The sequence below is a fragment of the Prauserella shujinwangii genome, assembly GCF_003001955.1.
In the GTDB taxonomy this organism is placed as follows: domain Bacteria; phylum Actinomycetota; class Actinomycetes; order Mycobacteriales; family Pseudonocardiaceae; genus Qaidamihabitans; species Qaidamihabitans shujinwangii.
In genome coordinates this window covers 226,361-246,433 of the sequence record NZ_PVNH01000002.1, presented here as the reverse complement: position 1 = coordinate 246,433, position 20,073 = coordinate 226,361, and the positions used below count along the sequence as shown (strand labels likewise).

Below are 20,073 nucleotides of genomic sequence, written 5' to 3'. Positions count from 1 at the left end.
GTGGGTTCGTCCGTTCCGCAGACGGATGTGGTGCGGCTCGTCGAGTCGTTCGCGCGGCTGGACACCGCATCTGTGTCGGATGCGCTCGACAGCATCGGCGTGGCCGGCAGGCTGCGGGGGATCGCGGCGCGGGTACCGGGAGCACGAGCGGCGGGTACTGCATACACGGTCAGGTACGAACCGGTCGACGAGAGCGGACCACGGTTCCGCAATGCGGCGAACTATCTCGACGACGTCCCGGCCGGCTCCATCGTGGTGATCGACAACGGCGGCAGCGCCGAGTGCACGAACTGGGGATCGCTGCTGACAGTCGCCGCCCAGCGGTTCGGTGTTCGCGGAACGGTGCTGCACGGATCCGCTCGGGATGTCGCAGAGATCAGGAATGCTGGTTATCCGCTGTTCAGCACGCACGTGACGATGGTCAGCGGGAAGAACCGTGTTCAGCTCGCCGCGATCGGAGACCCCATACGGATCGGAGACGTCGACCTCCGGACCGGTGACATTGTCGTCGGGGATGACAACGGAGTACTGGCAGTGCCGAGTGAGCTTGCCGACGAGGTGCTGATCCGCGCGCAACGGGTCGAGCTGACCGAACAGTCGATTGCTCGTGCGGTGGCCTGCGGTGCGCGCCTGGACGAAGCCCGGGAGCGATTCGGGTACGCGACCCCTTGGTACGACGCCGGATCTGCTGCCGATGAGTGACCACGGCGGCTTCATCGATATCCACTACCACGCCGGACCTGATCTCTACCGGCGTCGGTTCACGGTTGCGCAGGCGGGGCGGGCGTATGCCGAAGTCGGTGGATGGGTGGTCGCCAAGAGTCATCTGGGCTCGACGGCGGCGCAGGCGTGGGAGGCAAGGCAGGAGGGCCTACCCGTCTCCGGGTCCGTCGTGCTGAACGACATCGCGGGCGGAGTCCGGCCACGGGTGATTGAGCATGCGGTGTACCAGCACGGACCGGATGCCGCCGTCCGGTTGGTCGTATACCTGCCGACGCTGGTACGCCGACATCGCACCGCCGGGGGCACGAAGCGACTCTTCCATCCCAAGCTCGACGTCAGTCGGTGGCTCAGTCAGGGCGTGCTGGACGAGGAAGGCGGCCTTTTGCCGGAGGTTCGAGAGGTGCTGCGGGCAGCCGTGGACCTCCCGGTCGTGGTGGCAACCGGGCATTGCTCTCGGGACGAGTCACTACGGCTTGTCGACGAAGCCGTTCGGCTCGGCGTACCCCGGCTCCTGCTCACCCATCCCGCGCATCCGATGTCGGGTTTCGATAACGATGACCTCCTGCGAATGTCGAGTGAACCCAGCGTCTATGTGGAATACACCTTCCTGACCCTGTCGATGGGGCATCGGGACGAGCGGCACTTCGCCGAACTCGCGTCAGCACATCCGCGCCTGGTCTACAGCTCCGATCTAGGCCAACCCGATCAACCCGATCTCGCAGATTGGCTCGAGGCCAGCGCTGCGATGTCGCGCAGAGCCGGATTGACCGATGCGCACCGGCGCCGAATGACCTTCACCAATCCCGCAGAGTTGCTCCGGTTGTGAACTCGGCTCCGTTCACTCGACGATCGGCCACCCGTTTCTCCGGGCCATACGCAATAGCCGCTCTGCGTGGTCGGTCCCTTCACGAGCGGCGAGTGCGAGCTGTTCCCGTGGCACCGCGTCGTCGGCGATCTCTTTCCAGACCAGGTGGCGGTCGCCCTGCACAGCGGACCGCGGTCGCAGTGCCACCAGATCCCGAGCGGACCGCAGGGAGTGGATGAACAGCGAATGCCTGCGGTTGTCGATGACGTTCAGGGAGGGCCGCCAGCCCACGGCGTCGAGTTCTCGCAGCACGCTCTCCGCGTAGCCGGGCGCATGCTCCGTGTCGAACCACAGCAGGCGCTGACCCCGGAGGTCCGCCCAGGCGAGCACATCGCGGTCGCACAACGGATGGCTTTCGTGCAACACGACACCCAGCCGTTCGTCCGCGACCACGGCGAGAAACAGGCGGGTAGTGGTCACCGGCAGCCGCATGAGCCCCATGGCGATCTCGCCGTGCCGCAGGAGATCCGGTTGCTCCCGGGAGTGCGCGGGCACGAACTGCAGCGACGGCATTTCCTCGCCCGCGCACATTTCGGACCAGTCTGCCACGATCTCGCTGTCAATACCGGCGATCAGTGATGCCGGAGTTCCCGAACAGACCCCGACCGGCCAAGCCGCTGTTCGCGGTACGGCGGCCTCGATGGCCGAGCGGAGTTGCTCCGGTATCTCCTCGACTCCCCGGAGGAAGGCGTGGCCGCCGGAGGTCAGCTCGACACCACGGGACGTGCGCCGGAACAGCGTGGTGCCGACGGTTCGCTCCAGTCGAAGAATCTGCTGACTGAGACTCGGCTGCGAGATGCGCAGCGACTGTGCCGCACCGGAGACGGTCTTCGCTCGCACCACCGCGAGGAAGTACCGCAGTTGGCGTATACCGATGTCGTCTCCGCCGGTCTGCTTCAGTTCCAGTCTTCGACCGGTCTCGGTCGAACCCGGATGGGCGCAGAACCGATGGCCGGCTCTCATGCGTTTACCGTTCACGCAATCCTCCCCTTGGCGCCGGGGCGGTGCGGATGTCGACGATCGCACTCTGAACCCGGCAAGCGACAGCGTAGGAACGGCGACGCCGCCAAGGACACGGCCGATCGGGTGCATAAGGTAAATTGCATACTGCAATACCCTTGCCTGCGAATGACGTCGGTGAGCACAGCCATGGCGAGCCCGGCTTCCCGGCACACGGTTCGGTGATCGTCGATATGGCGCGCCTCACGACGGCGAGCTGTCACGGACAGTCGGCTGGTCGCGGCTCAGCACCTGTCACTGCTGCCACCGGCCGAGTTCGAGCGCGTGGCGGCCGTGTACCCCGTACCCCGTGTTCCGGGTCAGGCCGAGGCGCGATGCCCGAGGAAGGCGACCTCGGTGAGGTCGCCCACGACCTCGACGTTGCGTTCGCCGAAGGCCTTCGAGTTCACCACGCCGAGGACAAGGCAGAAACGCCCCGTGACCCCGTACTCACGGATCAGCCGACGGTAGCCCCGGGCGAGGTACCGGGCCGCCGCGTGGTTGGAGACCGCCGTCTGCCCACACAGCACGAAGATCGGGTAGTCCTCCGTGGTCACCTTCGCCAGCGCGACGTACTCCCGCCTGCCGGGGTTCGGGCCGAACGCGTGGCCATCGGCGCTAATCGTGAGCCGGTCCGGCGAGTCCTCGTGCGGCCCGATCGTCAGGCCCGGCACGAACGTCTCCAGGAGCGCGCCGGTCCGCGGGTTGGCGACGGGGCTCCCGACCGAGAACTCGGTCCTGCCCCCGAGCGTCCTCGACAGGTGCTCGCTGGCGTCCGGCACCAGCTCGACCTCCGCGCCGCAGTCCCGTGCGGCGGCGGCGAGCTCGACGATCGCGGCGGCGTCGCTGCGGTGCACGCTCAGCACCGAGTCGGATCGCGCGTGCCGGGGGACGAAAACCGCACAGGTTGACCTGGTGGCCAGCCCGAAGAACGCCCTCTTGCGAGCTTCGCCACGCCTGCGGCGCAGGAACTGCGCCAGCAGCACCGAGACCCCGGCGATCACGCTCGCCAGCAGGTTGACCGCGAGATCCCCGACCTGCGGCATAGGGCTCCTCTCCGGAACGACGGACACGGCAGTGTCTAGCAGAGACGGCACCGCGCCGGGACCCGGGAAATTCGAATGAGATTCACCCGCCGATGAGGAAGACTCCGGAGCACCGATGAGTTCTTCCAGGCGTACCGGTCTGTACCGGTGTCACCAACCGGGTCCGTGCCGGCGACCTTGCCGCGTGGCGACCCCGACCAGGAAACCAGTGAGGTGCTGCCATGTCCGATGTGATCCAGGACCACCCCGGCGAGCGGGTGCGCCGCACGCCGGTCGTGGTGCGGCTGCTGGTGCTGGCCACGTTCGTGGTGATCCTCAACGAGACCATCATGATCAACGCCATCCCCCGGCTGATGGACTCGCTGAACGTGACCGAGCAGTCGGCGCAGTGGGTCTCCACCGCGTTCATGCTGACGATGGCCGCCGTGATTCCGATCACGGGCTGGTTCCTGCAGCGGGTCACCACGCGCCAGGCCTATGCGACCGCGATGGGCGTGTTCCTCACGGGCACGGTCCTGTCCGCCGTCGCGCCGGTCTTCGAGCTGCTGCTGCTTGGGCGGATCGTGCAGGCAGCGGGCACGGCGGTGATGATGCCGCTGCTGATGACCACCCTGATGATGGTGGTGCCCGAGTACGACCGGGGCAGGGTGATGGGCAACGTCACGCTGGCGATCTCGGTGGCGCCCGCACTCGGGCCGACCGTGTCCGGGCTGATCCTGCAGTTCGGGTCCTGGCGACTGCTGTTCGTGGTCGTCCTGCCGATCGCGGCGGTGGTGGGCTGGTTCGGCCTGCGCAAGCTGGACAACGTCAGTGAGCCGCAGGTGAGCACGATCGACTGGTTCAGCGTGACCCTGGCCGCACTCGGCTTCGGTGGCCTGGTGTTCGGGCTGAGCCGGTTCGGCGAGGCCGGCGGGAGCGTCGGGCCCGGCATCGCCATCGTCGCCGCCGGGCTCGCGGCGATCGCGGTGTTCGCGATCCGCCAGCGCGCGCTGCAGCGCGACGGTGTGCCGCTGATGGACCTGCGCACCCTCGGGCACCGCACCTACGCCCTCGCGCTGACCCTCATGGCCGTCGCGTTCATGGCGATGCTCGGGTCGATGATCCTGCTGCCGCTGTACCTGCAGAACCTCCGCGGGCTCAGCCCGCTCGAGACGGGGCTGCTGGTCATGCCGGGCGGCCTGGCCATGGGCCTGCTGGGCCCGACCGTCGGCAAGTTGTTCGACCGGTTCGGCAGCAGGCCGCTCGTGCTCCCCGGGTCGATCGGTGTGGTGCTGGCACTGGGCGGGTTCACCCAGGTCTCCACGACGATGCCGTACTGGCAGGTGCTGGGACTGTACGTGCTGCTCATGGTGAGCCTGGCGGCGACGTTCACCCCTGTGTTCACCCTGGGCATGGGCGCGCTGCCGCAGCATCTGTACTCGCATGGGAGCTCGATGCTGGGGACGTTGCAGCAGCTCTCCGCGGCGTTCGGGACGGCGCTGGTGGTGACGGTGATGTCGCTGCGGACGAGCGACCTGGTCGGCGACGGTGTCGCCGCCCTGCCTGCGCAGCTGGGCGGGATGAAGCTGGCCTTCGCCGTCGGGGCGGCACTGTCCCTGGCGATCGTCGCGGTCGCCGTCCTGCTGCCCCGCAGGCCCCCCGAGCCCGAGGCCGGGGACACAGCCGCAGGCCAGGAGGGGATGGTCGCCGCCACCGAGGCCTGACCCGGGGACACCCGCCACGGAACTTGTCGTCCGTCCGGGACGTGGTCCACCCGACCCCCGCCGATGACGATCCGGAAGCAGACGTCGTCGAGCCCGTAGCCGGCTCCGGCGGCGGTGGAAGAGGCCGCCACCGCCAACCGGCTGCTGGTCGGCGAAGCCGATGCTCCCCGTCGCCATGACATTCGAAGAGCGCGACTACGGCTGCCGTCGTCGGTTCTGGTCCTGGCGCATTCGCCAGATTCGGAGGGCCAGCTGGACGTCGAGTGCGCGATCAGGCCGACGCCATTCGTCGCCGAGCAGCGCGCTGACGCGCTCCAGCCGTTGGGCGACTGTGTTGGCGTGGACGTGCAGCCGTGAGCCCACAGCGCCGAGGCTGCCGCCGACGGCGAACCACGCGTCGAGGGTGGCGGTGAGCTTCGTGCCCCTCCGGGCGTCGTAGGCAAGCACCGGACCCAGTACCCGGCTCAGGTAGTCGTCGACCTCGGTTTCCTCGGTACGGCCCAGCAGGAATCGCGCGAACCCGAGAGCGCGCGCGTCCGCGATCTCGCCGGGCCGGTCGAGAGAGAGCAACGCACCAAGGCATTGCTGGGCCTCGCGATAGCATTCGGCGATGGACTGCGGTCCGACGGCTGGGCCTGCCACCCCGGCTGTGACGTCGTTACCGACGGCATTTCGAAGTCTGCTGATGATGCCGCCCGCCGTGCCGAGCGGGTCATTCCCGGGGACGACAAGCACCACGTCGTCGCCGCGGAGTCCCGCGAGCCCGTGATGCTCGGTGACCAGTTCGGCCGCGGCGCCGGCACCACGGTGCCGTTCGACTCCGTGCGCCCGCGCGACGATAACGATGTGCGGTGCGTCGAGGTCGGCCCGGTAGCGCCGGGCCCGTTCGCGGAAGGTGTCCGGATCGCGGTGAGGATCGGACAGCAGGTCGTCGAGAAGCTCACCCCGGACGCGCTCCTCGGCCTCCGCCACGGTCCGCTGGAACATCAGCAGCAGGCCGGTGACCACCACCGTGCGTTCTAGGATGCGGCGATCGAGCTCGCGCAGCGGGGTGCCGCGGCCGAGCACCACCGTTGCCAGGTGCTGGGAACCGGCCCTCGCGACGGCGACCGCGCGGACATCGTTCGGGGCCATGGTGATCTCTGTCGCGTGCCCGGTCTGCAGCGCTTCTTCGATGGCGGAGTCTGGCGGAATACCCGGTCCGCAGGCTCCGCCCGCGACGGCGAGCTCGTGCCCGTCTGGGTCGAGCACCCACACCTGGCCGGTAAGCACGTCGGCGAGCACTCGAGCCACGTCCGCCACACCACCGCCCTGCAGGAGCACGTCGGCGAGCCGGTCATGTGCGCTCGCAGCGAGCTCGAGCGACTCCGTATACGCTCGGACCTCGGCGTTGACTTCGTTCAGATCCCGCACCGCGGAACGGGCTTCCTCGAATAGGCGCGCATTCTCCAATGCGACGGCAGCGTGCGCACCGAGCGAGCCCAGTAACGCCACCTCGTCGTGTGAGAAGGTCCGCGGGCTACGGTTGGCGACCAGGAGAGCGCCCATCACGGATCCGTTGAGCAGCAGCGGGACGCCGAGCACGGCGAGGATTCCCTCCTCGGTGGTGGCGGTGTCGACGTGACCGAGGTGCACGATTCCCGTGTCGGCCAAGTAGTTGTCGGTGGCGTAGGGGGTCGCGTTGTCCATCACCATGCCGAGAACCCCAGTGCCCAGCGGCAGTCGAAGTGCCGGGAATGCCGCGGACTGCGAGCCGTCAGTGGTGCGGATGTAGCAGTCGCCCCGCTCGTCGTCGATCAGGCTCAGATACCCCACGTCAGCGGCAAGCAGCTGCCGGGCCCTGCGCACGATCGCCGAGAGCACCGCGTCAACGTCGCGTAGTGCGGTGAGATCGTTTGCGGTCTCGTAGAGCGCGCGCAACTCTGACTCATGCTGCCGTTGCCACGCCATTCTTGACCGCACACGCATCGCAACGGCGAACTCTTGCCGGAGCACCTCCAGCTCGCCCTCATCGGCGCAGTCTCGCTCGGCCAGCCGCAGTCGTTCGTAGAACTCGTCGGCCGGGGCCTCGTCATCGAGCAGCTCGATGAACGACCGTCGTGTCATGACAAATGTTATGACTCACACCTGTGGCCCCGTGCAACCCGTGTTCCAATCGGCTGCGTTGTCGAGCCGTGCCGTCCGTCGCCTCTGCTCTGACCTTCAACCGGTTGTGTGGTCCGTGCTGAAGTACGCAGCGCCGAGCGCCTCGCCGGACAGGTCGGTGTCCGGATCGAGGTAGCCGAGGGTACCCCCGCCTACGATCGCCACGCGGTCGCAGAGCCCGCGCACGACGTCCGGCCTCTGTTCGGCGACGATCATGCACAGGCGACGCCTCCTCAGCTCGTTGAGCGTGGAGTGGACATCGGCGAGCACGATGGGCGCCAGGCCGGCCGAGGGCTCATCCAGCAGTAGACAGCGCGGCTCGAGCGCCAGCGCCATGGCCAGCGCCAGCATCTGCAGTTCCCCGCCGGAGAGCGTGCCCGCCTGTTGACGGCGTCGTTCTCCCAGGCGGGGGAACACCGTGAACGCGTCGAAGTCACCTCGCCTGTGGTGGGCCGAGGCCAGAGCGAGGTTCTCGGTGACGGTCAGGCTCCGTAGCACGTTGGCCCGGTGCTCACCGACGAGGACGAGTCCGCGGCGGGCGTGGACGTAGACTGCCGACGCCGCGACCGGTTTGGCCGCAAAGGTGAGTTCGCCGGACAGCGGAGGGAGAACCCCGCACAAGGTCTTCAGCAGTGTGCTCTTGCCGACCCCGTTCGGACCGACCAGAGCCAGCGTGCCGGTACTGCCGAGCGCGAGATCGAGCGGTCCGAGCACCGGCCGTCCCCGGTACCCGGCGACCAGGCCACGCGCCTCGATCAGCGCGGAATCCGTTGAATCGGTCATACGAGTGCCTCCGCTGAACCCAGATAAGCTTTGACGAACACGGAGTCGGAGAAGACCGCTCCGGGAGAGCCCTGTGCGATGATCCGGCCGGCGTCGAGCGCGACGACCCGGTGTGCCACCCACCGGATGAACGCCGTGTCGTGATCGACGAGCATGATCGCCAGTCCATCGCGTGCCAGCGCGCGCAACGTACCGGCCAGTTGCCGACGCTCGTCCGGCGTGAGCCCGACCGTGGGTTCGTCCAGGAGCAGCACCTGGCCAGGCACTGCCAGTGCCATCCCGATCTCGACGAGCCTGGCGGTACCCGCAGCCAACCCGCCTACGGGGGCCGCGAGGTCGGCCTGCGTGAGCCCGAGTTGTCGGGCGACCCGGTCGGCGACCTCCCCGCGCGACGTACTCCGCTGCACATGCGTGCCGAGGCGCAGATGCTCGAAGCCTGGTTCCGCTGGCATATGACCACCCACCTGGAACGTGCGACGCAACCCGAGAGCGGCCCTGCGATGCGTCGGTGTGTGGGTGATCTCCTGCCCGGTCAGCCAGATCTTGCCAGTATCCGGGCGGCGGTGTCCGGACAGTGCGTTGAGCAGTGTGGTCTTGCCGGCTCCGTTGGGGCCGACTAGTGCTAGCACCTCGCCCACGTGCACCTCGATGCCGACCGCGCTGACAGCTGCTAGTCCGCCAAAGGTGACGTCCACGTCCGTGCAACGTAACGCGATCGGTGCGTCTGCCGACGGCGGTGGCACATCCGGCGTGAACCCGTTGCCGGCGCCCTTGGCGGCGGACCCGGCACGTTCCACCACTGCGCCGGCCTCCTCGGCCGGTGGCCCTGCGTCGCGGTGTCGGCGGCGGAGCTTCGCCCCCAGCAGTCGCAGGCCGTGTGCCGCCATCGTGATTTGCTCGTTGAGCCCGCCCGGATGTTTGATGAGCACGAAGAGCAGCGCCACTGGTGCAGCGAAGGACACGACGATGCCATAGCCGCCAAGCAACCCCGTCAGCACGCCCATGCCGATGGCTGCCGCCATCGGTCCCGCGACGCTGCCCCTGCCGCCGAGCAATGCCAGGGTGAGCAGGAGTAGCGACGAGGCATCTGTGAATGCTGAGGGCGCCACCCCGTGGTGGAGGATCGCCCACATCGCGCCAGCGACCCCCGCGGTTCCGCCAGCCACCGTATACGCGGCCGTCCGGTACCACTGAACGGCCACCCCGGCTGAGCGGGCAAGCGCCTCGTTGGCGCGAATCGCCCGCAGCCCGAGCCCGAACCGGCTGCGGCGCAGGGTCTGCACGGCGAGCACCACGGCGATGGTGAGCACCGTCAGCCAGCCGACCGCGTCGGCGTCGGAACGGGGCAACCAATCGGCGGGGCGCAGCCGCAGGCCTCCCGAGCCGCCGACGAAGTCGGGAAACCGCAGCACGAAATGGAAGATTGCCGCGTTGAGCAGTAGCGTCACGACGGCGACTGCGAGTCCTCGGAGCTTGAGCATGGGAAGCGAGACGACTGCCCCTGCCAGCGCCCCTGCGAGTATTGAGCCCGCCACGAGCACGATCGGTCCGAGCGGCCCGGGAACCAGCGGGAACAGCTGGGCACCGACGAAGGCGCCCAGCGCCACCTGGCCGCCCTGCGCCAGCGAGATGTCCCCACAGTCATTGACGAGCAAGTGCAGCCCGAGCGTGGCCGTGGCGTAGACCAGCCCGATGCCGTACAGGTAGACGACATAGGTGTTGCCCTGAGCGGCGAGCAGCCAGCAGGCTGCGAACAGCAAACCGAGTATCGCGACCGGCGCGACGACGTTGCGGGATCTGAGGCTGTCGATCATGTCACCGTCCTGAGCGCGGCGGGGGGTTTGACGAGGAGGACCGCGATCGCGAAGGCCAGCAGCAGGACCTCGTCGACCCCGGCGGTACTGAACTGGAAACCGACCACGTTTCTGAGCACGCCGATCAACACGGCGGCGCCCATGGCTACCGGGAAGGACTTGAACCCCGCGAGCAGTGCGGCGACCAGCGCGCTGGTCATCACCGCGAACATGAAATGAGGGTCGAACCTGGTGAGCGGGGCGATGAGCAGCGCGGCCGCCGCGCTCATCACACCGCCGAGCAGCCAGGCGTAGCCGCTGATCCGCTTGACGTGCACCCCGAGCGTGGCCGCCGCCTGGCGGCTCTCGGACACGGCACGTAGCCGCAGTCCCAGCCGTGAACGCTGGTAGAGAACCGATCCCCCGAGCACGAACAGCAGGCTCACGCCGAGTGCGAGCACCTCGGGTCCGCGCAGGGTGAGGCCGGCGATCGTCACGCCGGCCCAGTCACCGAACCACGGGGGGAAATGGTAGGCGGAGCCGCCCCAGATCTGCAGCGCCGCAAGTTGCAGGATTGACGCCAGCGCGAGCGTCACAACGAGCCCGGTCCCCTGATCGCGTTCGCCGAGGGGGCTGATGACCAGGCGGTTCATCAGCCATCCCACCAGGCCGCCGCACGCGAGCGCAGCTGCCACGCCGAGAGCCACGGGAAGATCACCGCGGACGCTCAGCGACAGGAAGACGAATGCGGCTACCATACCGATGTCACCCTGTGCCAGGTTGACTGTTCTGCTCGCACGGTAGACGAACACGATGGCGCAGGCGACGAGCCCGTAGACGAGGCCCGCGATAGCGCCGCTCAGAATCAAGGTGCTCATGCGCCGCCGCCGTCACTCGAACCGGCTGGCGGGGTCACCCGTGATGACCCAGTGTCCATTGCGGACGGTACTGGGCACCGCGGCATCGCTGCCGTACCGGCGGTCTGGTCCATACCAGATCGGCGGCAGCGAGTCCAGCCGGATCGGATTGGCCTTGGATGTTCCTGATTCGAGTTCCTCCAGCAGGCGTTGCTGCGTGAGGTCGCCGTCGAGACGTCGCAGCAGCTGCTCGATGAACTTCGCGCCGGCCCATCCGGAGTAGCCGAGCTCGTCGGTGGGGGAGGGATCGCGTGTACTGTGCAGCCTCGCCAGGAACTCCTCGTAGTCCGGTGCGTCGGCCGCGGGTCCTGCCCGCAGCGCCCTGATTCCTTCCATCAGCCCGCCCGACGCCGCGTTGATCATGTCGTAGGTCCAGGCTCCGGCGCCGGTCCACATCGGGTCGTAGCCGATCGTCTCGGACGCCTTGAGCACCTCCGGCACCGCCACGCCACCGAGTAGGACTACGAGATCGGCTCCGGCGTCGCGGACTCGTTTGACGTTCTGCACGTACGATGTGGCGTCGCGGTCAAAGCTTTCCGTCACCACGATGTCCAGCCCGGCTTCCTTGGCCACGGCGGTGAAGCGATCGCGCATCTCGCGCATCAGATCCTGGTTCTCCCACATGACGCCCACGGTCCTGGTGCCTTGCGGGTCCAGCTCGGTCTGGATGAACGACGGTACTGCTTCGGCCAGCAGCTCGAGTGGTGTCGGAAAGATGAACGCCACATCGCTGTCCTGCGCGAGCTCAAGTGGTGCGGCGATGGTGAGGTAGGGGGTGCCTTGCCGCTCGAACTCCGGAAGAGCGCCGATGGCAGGGTCAGCGCCGATGATGTTGTAAGCGAGGAAGACCTTGTCAGCCATCTGACGGGCCGCCGCGGCTCCACCCGAGACGGTGTACTGGTCGTCCGCCTCCAGGATCTCGATCTTCCGGCCGGTGATGCCACCCCGGGCGTTGATGTCGTCGACATAGAGCCGGAACCCAGCGGTGGCACCCTCGGTGAAGGCCGCGGCCGGACCCGACTTCGGCCCGTGGACCCCGATGACGATGCGGTCGGCGTCGACGCCGGTGCCGGAGCCCGGACCGCCAGTACCGCAGGCTGCCAGCGTGGCCGAGGCCCCGAGCGTCGTGGCCAGCCACGCCAGTGCCGTGCGCCGGGTGATTCGAATGGTCGTCATCGAGTGACCTCCTCGATCGCGCGGGCGACGGCGCGGGCAGCCGACTCCCAGCAGGATGGTTAGTGGTTTGTGCAGAAACGTCGATGACGAGGCTCTGGATACCTTCGCTGTGAGGACATTCCTGCATGTGGTCGGTGGTCGCTTCGTCACCGACCGCGGTCAGTGCGCCAGGGCCTGAATGAGCAGCGATGGCACGGTGACGGTGCCCAGTCTTGTGCTGACAGTCTCCGCGTCGAGCAGATCCACACAGTCGGCGCGCGTGGCGTCCTCGCCGATGCCGCCCTCCAGTGGCGACTCGTCTTCCGCGAGGTCGTAGGCGAACGGGTACACCGGCATCTGTTCGTCGTGGTTGAGGTGCTGGTCAAGATCCGCCCGTCGCACGAGGCTCGTCCACTTCAGAGGAAACCCGGTGAGGTAGAACCGAGTGAGGAGTCGAGCACCGCGTCGGTCGGAACCACGCACGGCCCTTCCTGCGGGCGAACCACCTTCGACGAAGGCGAGCCACCTGACCGGTCGGAATGGTGCGCGGCGAACGTGCCCGCGACATGGGCGGCCCATGGAGTGGCGGATCGAGTGGTTCATTCGAGCTGATGGCGGATCATTCCGAACGCGAGATCGTCGGCGTGCTCGCCACGCCGAAGAGCGCTTGCGCGGTCGACTGCCCACGGGCTCGGCAGTCGACCGCGAGAACGCGATGCACACGGACTTCCATGGTGAACCGCACGGAGTGCGGGACGGTGACATCAGCCCGCGTACGCCCACGTGCGAGCCTGGCAGCCCGCGACGGTGGTCGCGGCTTCGTCCGCGCCCCAGCACCACATGCTGATCGAGAGATCGAACTTCTGTCACACCAAACGCCTTCTTCGAGGGAGGGTCGCCTGGGCGGCCTGGCCGCCGACTGTTGTCGACGACCATAGGCAAGCGGGCGAGCGGCAAGCTATGTGTTCGCGAGGCACAGAAATGGCAGTTCTGTGTGCCAGCACCATCGAATGTCTCGGTGTCGCCGCACATGACGCGAACGGACGGGGCTGTACTGGTCCGACTCCGTCGCAGCTGAGCACCGTCGGCCGGTTCAGCTCCGTTCGCCGCCCGCACAGGTTCTCGTCATTGAGTCCTCAGCGCCCGGTGTTCCTGTGCAGTTCTGGCCAGGCTGTCCATGCGCGCTATCGCGCGACGCGCGGCTGCTCGTATCCGGCACTGACGTTCGCCCCCGGCCCGTGGCTGACGATTGCGTGGCGATGGTGACCACCGCAGGCGTGGTCGAAGCATCGCTCAGTCGTCTGCCGCGGTCGCACATCACCCTGCTGGAACAGCCGGTTTACCGACGGTGACCCGGCTACCTTGAGGAATGGCGTGAACCGCCGATGTGGCCAGCTGTTGTAGGCCGGGACGTCCGTATGAGTGATCATTGCGCCGCCGGTCACATCGACGCCGCCATGCCCGGCATGCGGATGCCGACGTAGGCATGAGTTGACTGATGAGCAGCGGCGGGTGATCGGCCTTTGGCGTCGGCATCGGGCCGGCGAGAGGCCGGCGAGGTGTCCATCGACTCCCATTGAGCGGCCACACCAGCATGCGGTCGGAGCTCGTCGTGGTAACGCGGTGTACACGTGGAGCGAGCGGATCGGGCAGGAGGCCGATGTCAGTGCTGCTGACCGGTGGAATGCCGGCCTGCCACCCACTCAATCCTTAGGTTGGTCGACGTCCCCAGGCCGAGACGAGTGCCAGGGGCCAGTCGATGTACTCGGGATCATCAAGAGACCGTAGAAACCTTTCGACTGATTCTGAGACCTCGGCATTCTCGAGTTGATTCAGCGTGCTACCGAAGGTGGTGCTGAGAAAGCGAGCGAATGGGCCTGCACCTCGCACAACCGGAACGTCGACCGCAACGTCGGTGTCGACCAGACCGTGTTCGGAAAGAGGATCTGGCAGAGCTCGTCCCCAGTCGGCATCCGTTCCGATCGCCCGGCCGAGACTGTTCCACAGCCAGGCCATACCTTCCGTTGTAAGGGGAGACCGCGCAGGCAAGTCCGTGAGGTCTTCGATGAGCAGCCAACCGCCGGGACGGAGAGACTTGATCATGTTGCCCAAAGCCTGCCTACGTTCGTTCAGATGCATCAGCACAAAGCGTGCGTATACGAGGTCGAAGCTACCCAGCCGAGCCATTGCTGCGCCGTCGGTGACGTCAGCGATCGTCACTGTGAGATTGGATCTGGGCGGGCTCTCGAACGCAGTCGTGTCGCGATCCGCAGCTATCACGTCGCCCGGGTAAACACGTTCGGCCAACCACGATGCCATCGTGCCCGCGCCGGGCCCGATTTCGAGGCATCGCCAGCCTGGCGCGACGCCAATCGCCCGAAGACAGTCGATCGTCGTGGAGTCGAATATAGAAGCCAGTGAAACCAGTCGATCGCGTTCGAGCTCGCTCGAGGTGAAGACGATTTCCCCGTATTGGCTGATCGTTCTCGATCCTTTGTTCATGAAAAGCATGTCCCATCACTGTCAGATACGTGTTTATTGTGTCCGAATTGGGAGGGGGGCAGCATTGAAACCATGTATTGGAGCCGGGTGCCCAGCTCACTGCGCTGTCTGAATCAGGAAATCGATCGTACGGATGTTGCAGGGCGAACCAGGGAGCTTCGACCTCAAGCACGGAGCGTGTCGGACGGACTCTCGCCGAAGCGCTGCTTGTATATTTGGGAAAATCTTCCTGCGTGGACAAACCCCCAACGCTTGGCGATTTCCGCAACGGTGCAGACGTCGAGCTGTGAGACGAGAAGGTCATTGCGGGCCCGCTGTAGCCGCGCGTCCCGCAGGTAAGAGTTTGGTGTGACGTCAATGTGCCGTCTGAATGCCTTCTGGAGCGTCCTCGGAGTGACTCCGACTTGCCGTGCCAGACTGGTAACCGTATGTTTAGCCATAGGCTGGGCATCGATGATCTCGATCGCCATTTCGACTGTGCGCGAGGACACTGCCGCATCGCGCGCACCGAGCAGGACTGCCGAATAATTGTGTGGTTGAGCAAGGAGAAGGCCGGTTACTAGTTCGTCTTCCCATCTTCGAGCGAATGCCGGGTTGTGGATCATACTGTCTTCCCAGTCGAGCTCCTCGACCAGGTTTCGTAGGCTCCAGTACCATGTACGGCAATACCCGGAGACGAGACTCATTCGCGGGTTGAATGCAATCGCGTCGTGTAGCTTCGCGTTGGACATTTGTGCCAAGCATGCGCCAAGTGCAGTCTTCTCGATCCTTAGCAGCAACTGAGTGCAGTCGGAAGAGAACGTTGCAGTGATGGCGTGGTCTGCGGACAACACGGCCGCGTGTCCAGGATGTACCTCGAGCTCATTTTCGCGACATCTGATTGTACCTTTGCCCGTCATGGGCACGACGACTAGATAGAAGGAACCTGGTTCCGCAAGGGAAACCGTTACTCCCGTTCCGTAGCGTACATAGCTGACCGATGAGTGATGGAGGCGGCGAGTGTGGAATCGCGCGTCAAGCTTCGAAGCCGGATCTGTCAATCTGACGCTCGCTTCGCGAAACGCGCGCCCTATCACTTCCTCCACCAGTTTGATGTCGCTTGATCTGAATAGTGCGAATCTCTGAAGCGGCAAATGTCCCGTTTGCGCGGAGCGCGATCGTTGCGCGGGGATCCTTTGCTCGGTTGACGCCTGTTCTCCTGTTGGATGATCTGCGCTGAGCTCCTTGAGCTCTACGCCCATTGACACTTTGCCGGACCTCCGCCCCTGGATCGGCAAACTCACAACAAGGTGCATGTTGCAACTTGCACCTTACTGAACTCCTTCATGTGCCGCAAGAGTGATGCGGGAGCGGTTGCTGGCGGTGGGTCTGATCTAGGTACCGGCACCATGCTGTTCGGGCTGGTGCAGCCAGAGAAGGTGATGGCGAACGCGTTCGGCACCGGCATCCACCGCATGGCCTATCGCTCCGTGCCGCGGCCGGTGAGGCCCAGGGAACGGGCGCTGCGGTGGAGACACGTGCATCCTGGGTAAGCGGCCGCGGGCGCTGACTGCGCGGCGATGGCGGGCACCTGACGACGACTTGAGCGTGCTTGTCGAGATCACGCCACCCGCCTGATCTCGACATCGTAGTCCAGTAACGGCACGAACTTGGCCAGCCGTTGCCCGACGTTCGCACTATCGCCGGATACGGCTACCTTGCGGTTGTTGATCTCGGGCGATGCGGCGGCCGAAGCTCGGTGCCGTCGCCGCCGTCGCCAGGCCAGAGGCTGTCTGCGACCACCTTGCGCGGCCTACTTCGCCGCCGACGGACCAAACCGGCTGTGGCGGGCCGACCCTTCACGGTGCATACCACTGGCGGCGGGCAAGCTCCAAGTCCAGCTCTCACCAGCCTGGCCCCGTCGGTACCTAGCGAGGCTTGGTGCCCCCGGCGAACTACGTCGGTGCGCAGGGGGCTCCGGGAGTGGCGCTAAGCGATCAGCCGTTCTCGCAGCGGCCGGCTCCGCCTCCTCGTTGTATGGGACGCTCGGCCGCATGCCCTTCGATGCGCCCGTACGTGCCAGGCCTAGACCGTTGTGTGCTCATGAGCACATCTCGGGCGACATCGGGCACCGGCTGGCTTGCTTCGACCAGATCCATCACCGCGTGAAGGAAAGGGCGGGAGATCTCAACCCTCGTTCAATCCTTCCCCACTGTTCATGGCACGTTGTTGATGATGTGTCGACCTTCTTCGGCGGTATGCAGAACGTAAGCACGGTTCCACCGCAGCACAGACAGCGGGTGTCACCATTTTTCTGTATCTGAATGTTCAATGCATCCATTAGCGGAGACTCGAGCCGATGCCGATGCCACCGTCCACATCAAGGACGATTCCGGTGATGTATCCGGCTGTCTTTGAGCAGAGGAACGCGACCGTTTCGGCGATCTCCTCCGGTCGGCCTACTCGTCTCTGCGGTACTCGGGATACGAGTTTGTCGCGTGCGCGTGCGTCCATCGAGGCCAGCATCGGCGTGTCGATAAGACCTGGTGCGACTGCGTTCGCAGTGATGCCGTGCGCCGCGCCTTCGAGCGCTATCGTTCGAGCGAGCGCGACCACACCTGCTTTGGCTGCCGAGTAGTTGGCTTGGCCGAAGTTGCCGCGCCAGCACATGGAGGTGAGGCCGACAATGCGGCCGTAGTTTTGCTCTTTCATGTGCGGGAACACTGCTCGGCAGCAATGGAACATGCCACGGAGATTGGTGTCCAGTACGACGTCCCAGTCGGTGTCGCCCATGTTCTCGAGCCGGTTGTCACGAATGACGCCGGCGTTGCTGACAAGTATGTCGACCTTGCCGAATCGGCTGAGCGTAAGCGCGAACCATTCCTTCACCTGCTGGTCGTCAGTGACATCGGCCGGACAGGTAACGGTCCTTGCTGGGTCGAGTTTCGCTGCTGCTTCTTTCAATGCGACCGAGTTGATATCGCACAGGGAGACGGACGCGCCTTCGATGCTAAGCCGTTCTGCGATGGCGCGGCCGAGGCCTTGCGCCGCGCCTGTGATCATCGCGACGTGGTTGTCGTACCTGCGCACTCGCTCACTCTCCTCGTCGTCCGTAGACGAATCGCTCCAATGTTGGCCGGATGTCGGAATTGCGCCAGTGTCGTGCGAACGCCTTGAGCTCCCGTTGCTGCGAGTCGTGCTCGTCGTTCCACTGGTGGAGAAGGCCTTTGACTCCAGCCTGCGCTTGGCGGGCCGGCGGGTGTATTAGCTGCCCCGCGAGGTGCGCGGCACGTTGCGACAGTCGTCCCGGTGGTGCGATGTCGTGGACGAGCCCATGTGTGGCCAGCTTTTCCGCTGGCATCAGTGTCCCCGACAACATCAGCCACCGTGCCAGTGGTTCACCAGCCTTGCGAGGTAGACGGGTGCTCGCCCCGCCACCCGGGAGAAGCCCGTTGCGAACGTGGCCGTCACCGATCAGTGTTCCGGCCTCGGCGATCACGATGTCGCAGGCAAGCGCCAGTTCCAGACCGCCTGCGACGACGTGGCCGTGAACGGCGGCGATGACAGGCTTCGGGCACTGCTCGATACGGTCGAAGCATCGTGAGACTTCGGTCAGGAAGGGCACCGGATCGCCCCCGGCGTGGGCATGACCCAGCAAGTATCGCAGGTCGGCACCCGCACAGAAGCTCCGACCGTTGCCTGCAATCACCACGACGGCGATGTCCTGGTCGTCGATCGCGTGCGAGATCTCCTCGTTGAGCCGGGCGATCAGCTGTGGCTCCAGGGCATTGCGCCGATGTGGACGGTTGAGCCGCAACCAGCAAACCCCTTCGTGTTGCTCCACTGCCAAGGGGGTGGCCGGCACGACTGAGGCAGCTTTTCGGTGCTGGGTGTGAAGGGTCACGACACGACGCCTTCCGTCTGCTCGACCCGCCTCTTACGGAGTACGTAGCGTTGGATCTTGCCACTGGGAGTCTTGGGAAGTTCTGAGACGAAATGGACCTGTCTGGGATAGGCGTGAGCGGCGTACTTGGTCTTGACCAACTGCTGCAGATCGCGGGTCAGCTGTGCGGGATCGCGGAGATCGTCCCGGGGAACCACGTAGGCCTCGAGAACCTCGCCTTTGAGGGGGTCGGGTGCCGCGATCACGGCAGCCTCGGCCACCGCCGGATGCGTTACGAGCACGGATTCGATGTCGAAGGGGCCGATACGGTACCCGGCCATGATGATGACGTCGTCGTCACGTGATTGGAAATGGAAATAGCCATCGCCGTCGACGTAGCCGGTGTCGCCGGTCAGGTACCACCTGCCGTCCGCCGAGTGCTTCTCTGCGGTCTTCTCCGGAGCGCGCTCGTAACCGGTGAACCATGCCAGCGGGCTACGCTGGAGGTCGAAGGCGATCCGGCCCAATGTGCCCGGCGGTGCAACGGTGTCGCCGTCCATTTCGAGAATGGCGGCTGTCCACCCGGGCATAGGGTGACCCATCGACCCTTTCCGCAACGGTTTGCGCAGTTCCGGATGGTGGTGGTTGTTGATGACCATGCCAAGCTCGGTCTGGCCGTAATGATCGTGGACTGCAACGCCCAAGGCACGAACGGCCCACTGGTTGACTTCGGGGGTCAGCGGCTCGCCGGCGGCGGAGGCAGCTCGGATCGCCAGGTCCCTGGGGATAGGCGCGGTTGAAGAGCGGAGCGCCCGGTAGACGGTGGGCGCGGCGGCGAAGTTGGTGACACGAAGCCGGGAGAGGACCTCGTACGTCCGTTCCACGGAGAAGCCGCCTTGCACGAGCACGCTCGGCACCCGGCTACAGAATGAACCGATGATCCCGAAGTAGAGCCCGTATCCCCAGCCCGGGTCGGCGGCATTCCAGAACACGTCGTCGCGACGGACGTCGAGCCCGAACTCCATGTAGGCATGGAAGGCCGCCAATGCCCGCTTCGGCACGAGTACACCCTTCGGCGTGCCCGTGGTGCCGGAGGTGAAGATCTGAATGAGCGGATCATCGGGCTTGTCCCGGTAGGACGTCGCAAGAGGCTGTGTCGAGTCAATGAGGTCGGTAAACGATACGTCGTCGGGATGGGTCGGATCGCCGGCGACTACCACAGTGGTGTTGTCGGGCAGCGCTTCGGTGGTCAGCTTGCGTCGCTGTGTGTCGTCGCAGATGAGCACCTTCGTACCGCTGTCCCGCAGACGAGTGCGAACAGCCGGCGCTGCAAAGGCAGTGAACAGCGGGACGTACACCGCCCCCAGCCGCCACGTCGCCAGCACTGCGACTAGCAGCTCACTGCTCTTACCGAGCCATGTAGCCACCCGGTCCCCGGGACCGATCCCCAGATCACGCAGGGCTGCGGCCAGCCTGCGTGAAGAAGCTTCCAGCTCACCGTAGGTGAGTATACGAGCGTCTAGGTCGTGATCGATCACCGTGTAGGCGACGTCCTCATCATGCCGGGAATCACAGAGAAG

At 65.9% G+C, this 20,073-nt stretch carries 16 protein-coding genes; 3 read left to right on the top strand and 13 right to left on the bottom strand.

The window, feature by feature from the left end; genetic code table 11:
* Together B0I33_RS04435 and B0I33_RS04430 are read left to right on the top strand one after the other, a co-directional pair.
* Nucleotides 1-702 (top strand): RraA family protein, encoded by a 702-nt coding sequence (locus B0I33_RS04435; protein ID WP_106177663.1) that lies wholly within the window; start codon nucleotides 1-3, stop codon nucleotides 700-702.
* The gene (locus B0I33_RS04430; RefSeq protein ID WP_106177231.1) at nucleotides 695-1,549 is read left to right on the top strand and encodes a DUF6282 family protein; all 855 of its coding nucleotides are present in this window, start codon (nucleotides 695-697) and stop codon (nucleotides 1,547-1,549) included. The genes B0I33_RS04435 and B0I33_RS04430 overlap by 8 nt, the downstream gene beginning before the upstream one ends.
* 12 nt (nucleotides 1,550-1,561) lie before the next feature.
* Here B0I33_RS04430 and B0I33_RS04425 read toward each other — a convergent pair whose 3' ends face one another.
* A complete protein-coding gene (locus B0I33_RS04425; RefSeq protein WP_219927131.1) occupies nucleotides 1,562-2,566 on the bottom strand; it encodes a LysR family transcriptional regulator in 1,005 nt (334 codons plus the stop codon).
* Nucleotides 2,567-2,907: 341 nt separating this feature from the next.
* Nucleotides 2,908-3,633: a hypothetical protein gene (locus B0I33_RS04420; protein ID WP_106177229.1), complete on the bottom strand. Its 726-nt coding sequence runs from the start codon at nucleotides 3,631-3,633 to the stop codon at nucleotides 2,908-2,910.
* Between the two features lie 221 nt (nucleotides 3,634-3,854).
* Here B0I33_RS04420 and B0I33_RS04415 point away from each other — a divergent pair, with 221 nt between their 5' ends.
* Nucleotides 3,855-5,336 carry an MDR family MFS transporter gene (locus B0I33_RS04415; protein WP_106177228.1) on the top strand — a complete coding sequence of 494 codons (1,482 nt, stop codon included), beginning with the start codon at nucleotides 3,855-3,857 and terminating at the stop codon, nucleotides 5,334-5,336.
* Nucleotides 5,337-5,531: 195 nt separating this feature from the next.
* On the opposite strand, the gene B0I33_RS04410 is transcribed toward B0I33_RS04415, so the two are convergent.
* The 11 genes from B0I33_RS04410 to B0I33_RS04360 all read right to left on the bottom strand — a co-directional run bounded on the left by B0I33_RS04410 (nucleotide 5,532) and on the right by B0I33_RS04360 (nucleotide 20,031).
* Nucleotides 5,532-7,442 (bottom strand): helix-turn-helix domain-containing protein, encoded by a 1,911-nt coding sequence (locus tag B0I33_RS04410; protein WP_106177227.1) that lies wholly within the window; start codon nucleotides 7,440-7,442, stop codon nucleotides 5,532-5,534.
* 96 nt (nucleotides 7,443-7,538) lie between these two features.
* A complete protein-coding gene (locus B0I33_RS04405) occupies nucleotides 7,539-8,264 on the bottom strand; it encodes an ATP-binding cassette domain-containing protein (protein ID WP_106177226.1) in 726 nt (241 codons plus the stop codon).
* The gene (locus tag B0I33_RS04400; protein ID WP_106177225.1) at nucleotides 8,261-10,078 is read right to left on the bottom strand and encodes a branched-chain amino acid ABC transporter ATP-binding protein/permease; all 1,818 of its coding nucleotides are present in this window, start codon (nucleotides 10,076-10,078) and stop codon (nucleotides 8,261-8,263) included. Before B0I33_RS04400 ends, B0I33_RS04405 begins: the two co-directional genes overlap by 4 nt.
* Nucleotides 10,075-10,935, bottom strand: coding sequence for a branched-chain amino acid ABC transporter permease (locus tag B0I33_RS04395; protein ID WP_106177224.1), 861 nt, complete (start codon nucleotides 10,933-10,935; stop codon nucleotides 10,075-10,077). Before B0I33_RS04395 ends, B0I33_RS04400 begins: the two co-directional genes overlap by 4 nt.
* 12 nt (nucleotides 10,936-10,947) lie before the next feature.
* Nucleotides 10,948-12,150 carry an ABC transporter substrate-binding protein gene (locus B0I33_RS04390; protein WP_106177223.1) on the bottom strand — a complete coding sequence of 401 codons (1,203 nt, stop codon included), beginning with the start codon at nucleotides 12,148-12,150 and terminating at the stop codon, nucleotides 10,948-10,950.
* Between the two features lie 159 nt (nucleotides 12,151-12,309).
* A complete protein-coding gene (locus B0I33_RS04385) occupies nucleotides 12,310-12,612 on the bottom strand; it encodes a hypothetical protein (protein WP_146147452.1) in 303 nt (100 codons plus the stop codon).
* Between the two features lie 1,227 nt (nucleotides 12,613-13,839).
* Nucleotides 13,840-14,640, bottom strand: a complete 801-nt coding sequence (locus B0I33_RS04380; RefSeq protein ID WP_106177221.1) for a class I SAM-dependent methyltransferase — start codon at nucleotides 14,638-14,640, stop codon at nucleotides 13,840-13,842.
* Between the two features lie 155 nt (nucleotides 14,641-14,795).
* Nucleotides 14,796-15,872 (bottom strand): AraC family transcriptional regulator, encoded by a 1,077-nt coding sequence (locus tag B0I33_RS04375; RefSeq protein ID WP_181193175.1) that lies wholly within the window; start codon nucleotides 15,870-15,872, stop codon nucleotides 14,796-14,798.
* A gap of 1,078 nt (nucleotides 15,873-16,950) precedes the next feature.
* Nucleotides 16,951-17,700: an SDR family NAD(P)-dependent oxidoreductase gene (locus tag B0I33_RS04370; RefSeq protein ID WP_245900441.1), complete on the bottom strand. Its 750-nt coding sequence runs from the start codon at nucleotides 17,698-17,700 to the stop codon at nucleotides 16,951-16,953.
* A gap of 4 nt (nucleotides 17,701-17,704) precedes the next feature.
* Complete coding sequence (locus tag B0I33_RS04365) at nucleotides 17,705-18,475, bottom strand: enoyl-CoA hydratase/isomerase family protein (protein WP_106177219.1); 771 nt, start codon at nucleotides 18,473-18,475, stop codon at nucleotides 17,705-17,707.
* 35 nt (nucleotides 18,476-18,510) lie between these two features.
* Nucleotides 18,511-20,031 (bottom strand): AMP-binding protein, encoded by a 1,521-nt coding sequence (locus B0I33_RS04360; RefSeq protein ID WP_245900440.1) that lies wholly within the window; start codon nucleotides 20,029-20,031, stop codon nucleotides 18,511-18,513.
* Nucleotides 20,032-20,073: the final 42 nt, after the last annotated feature.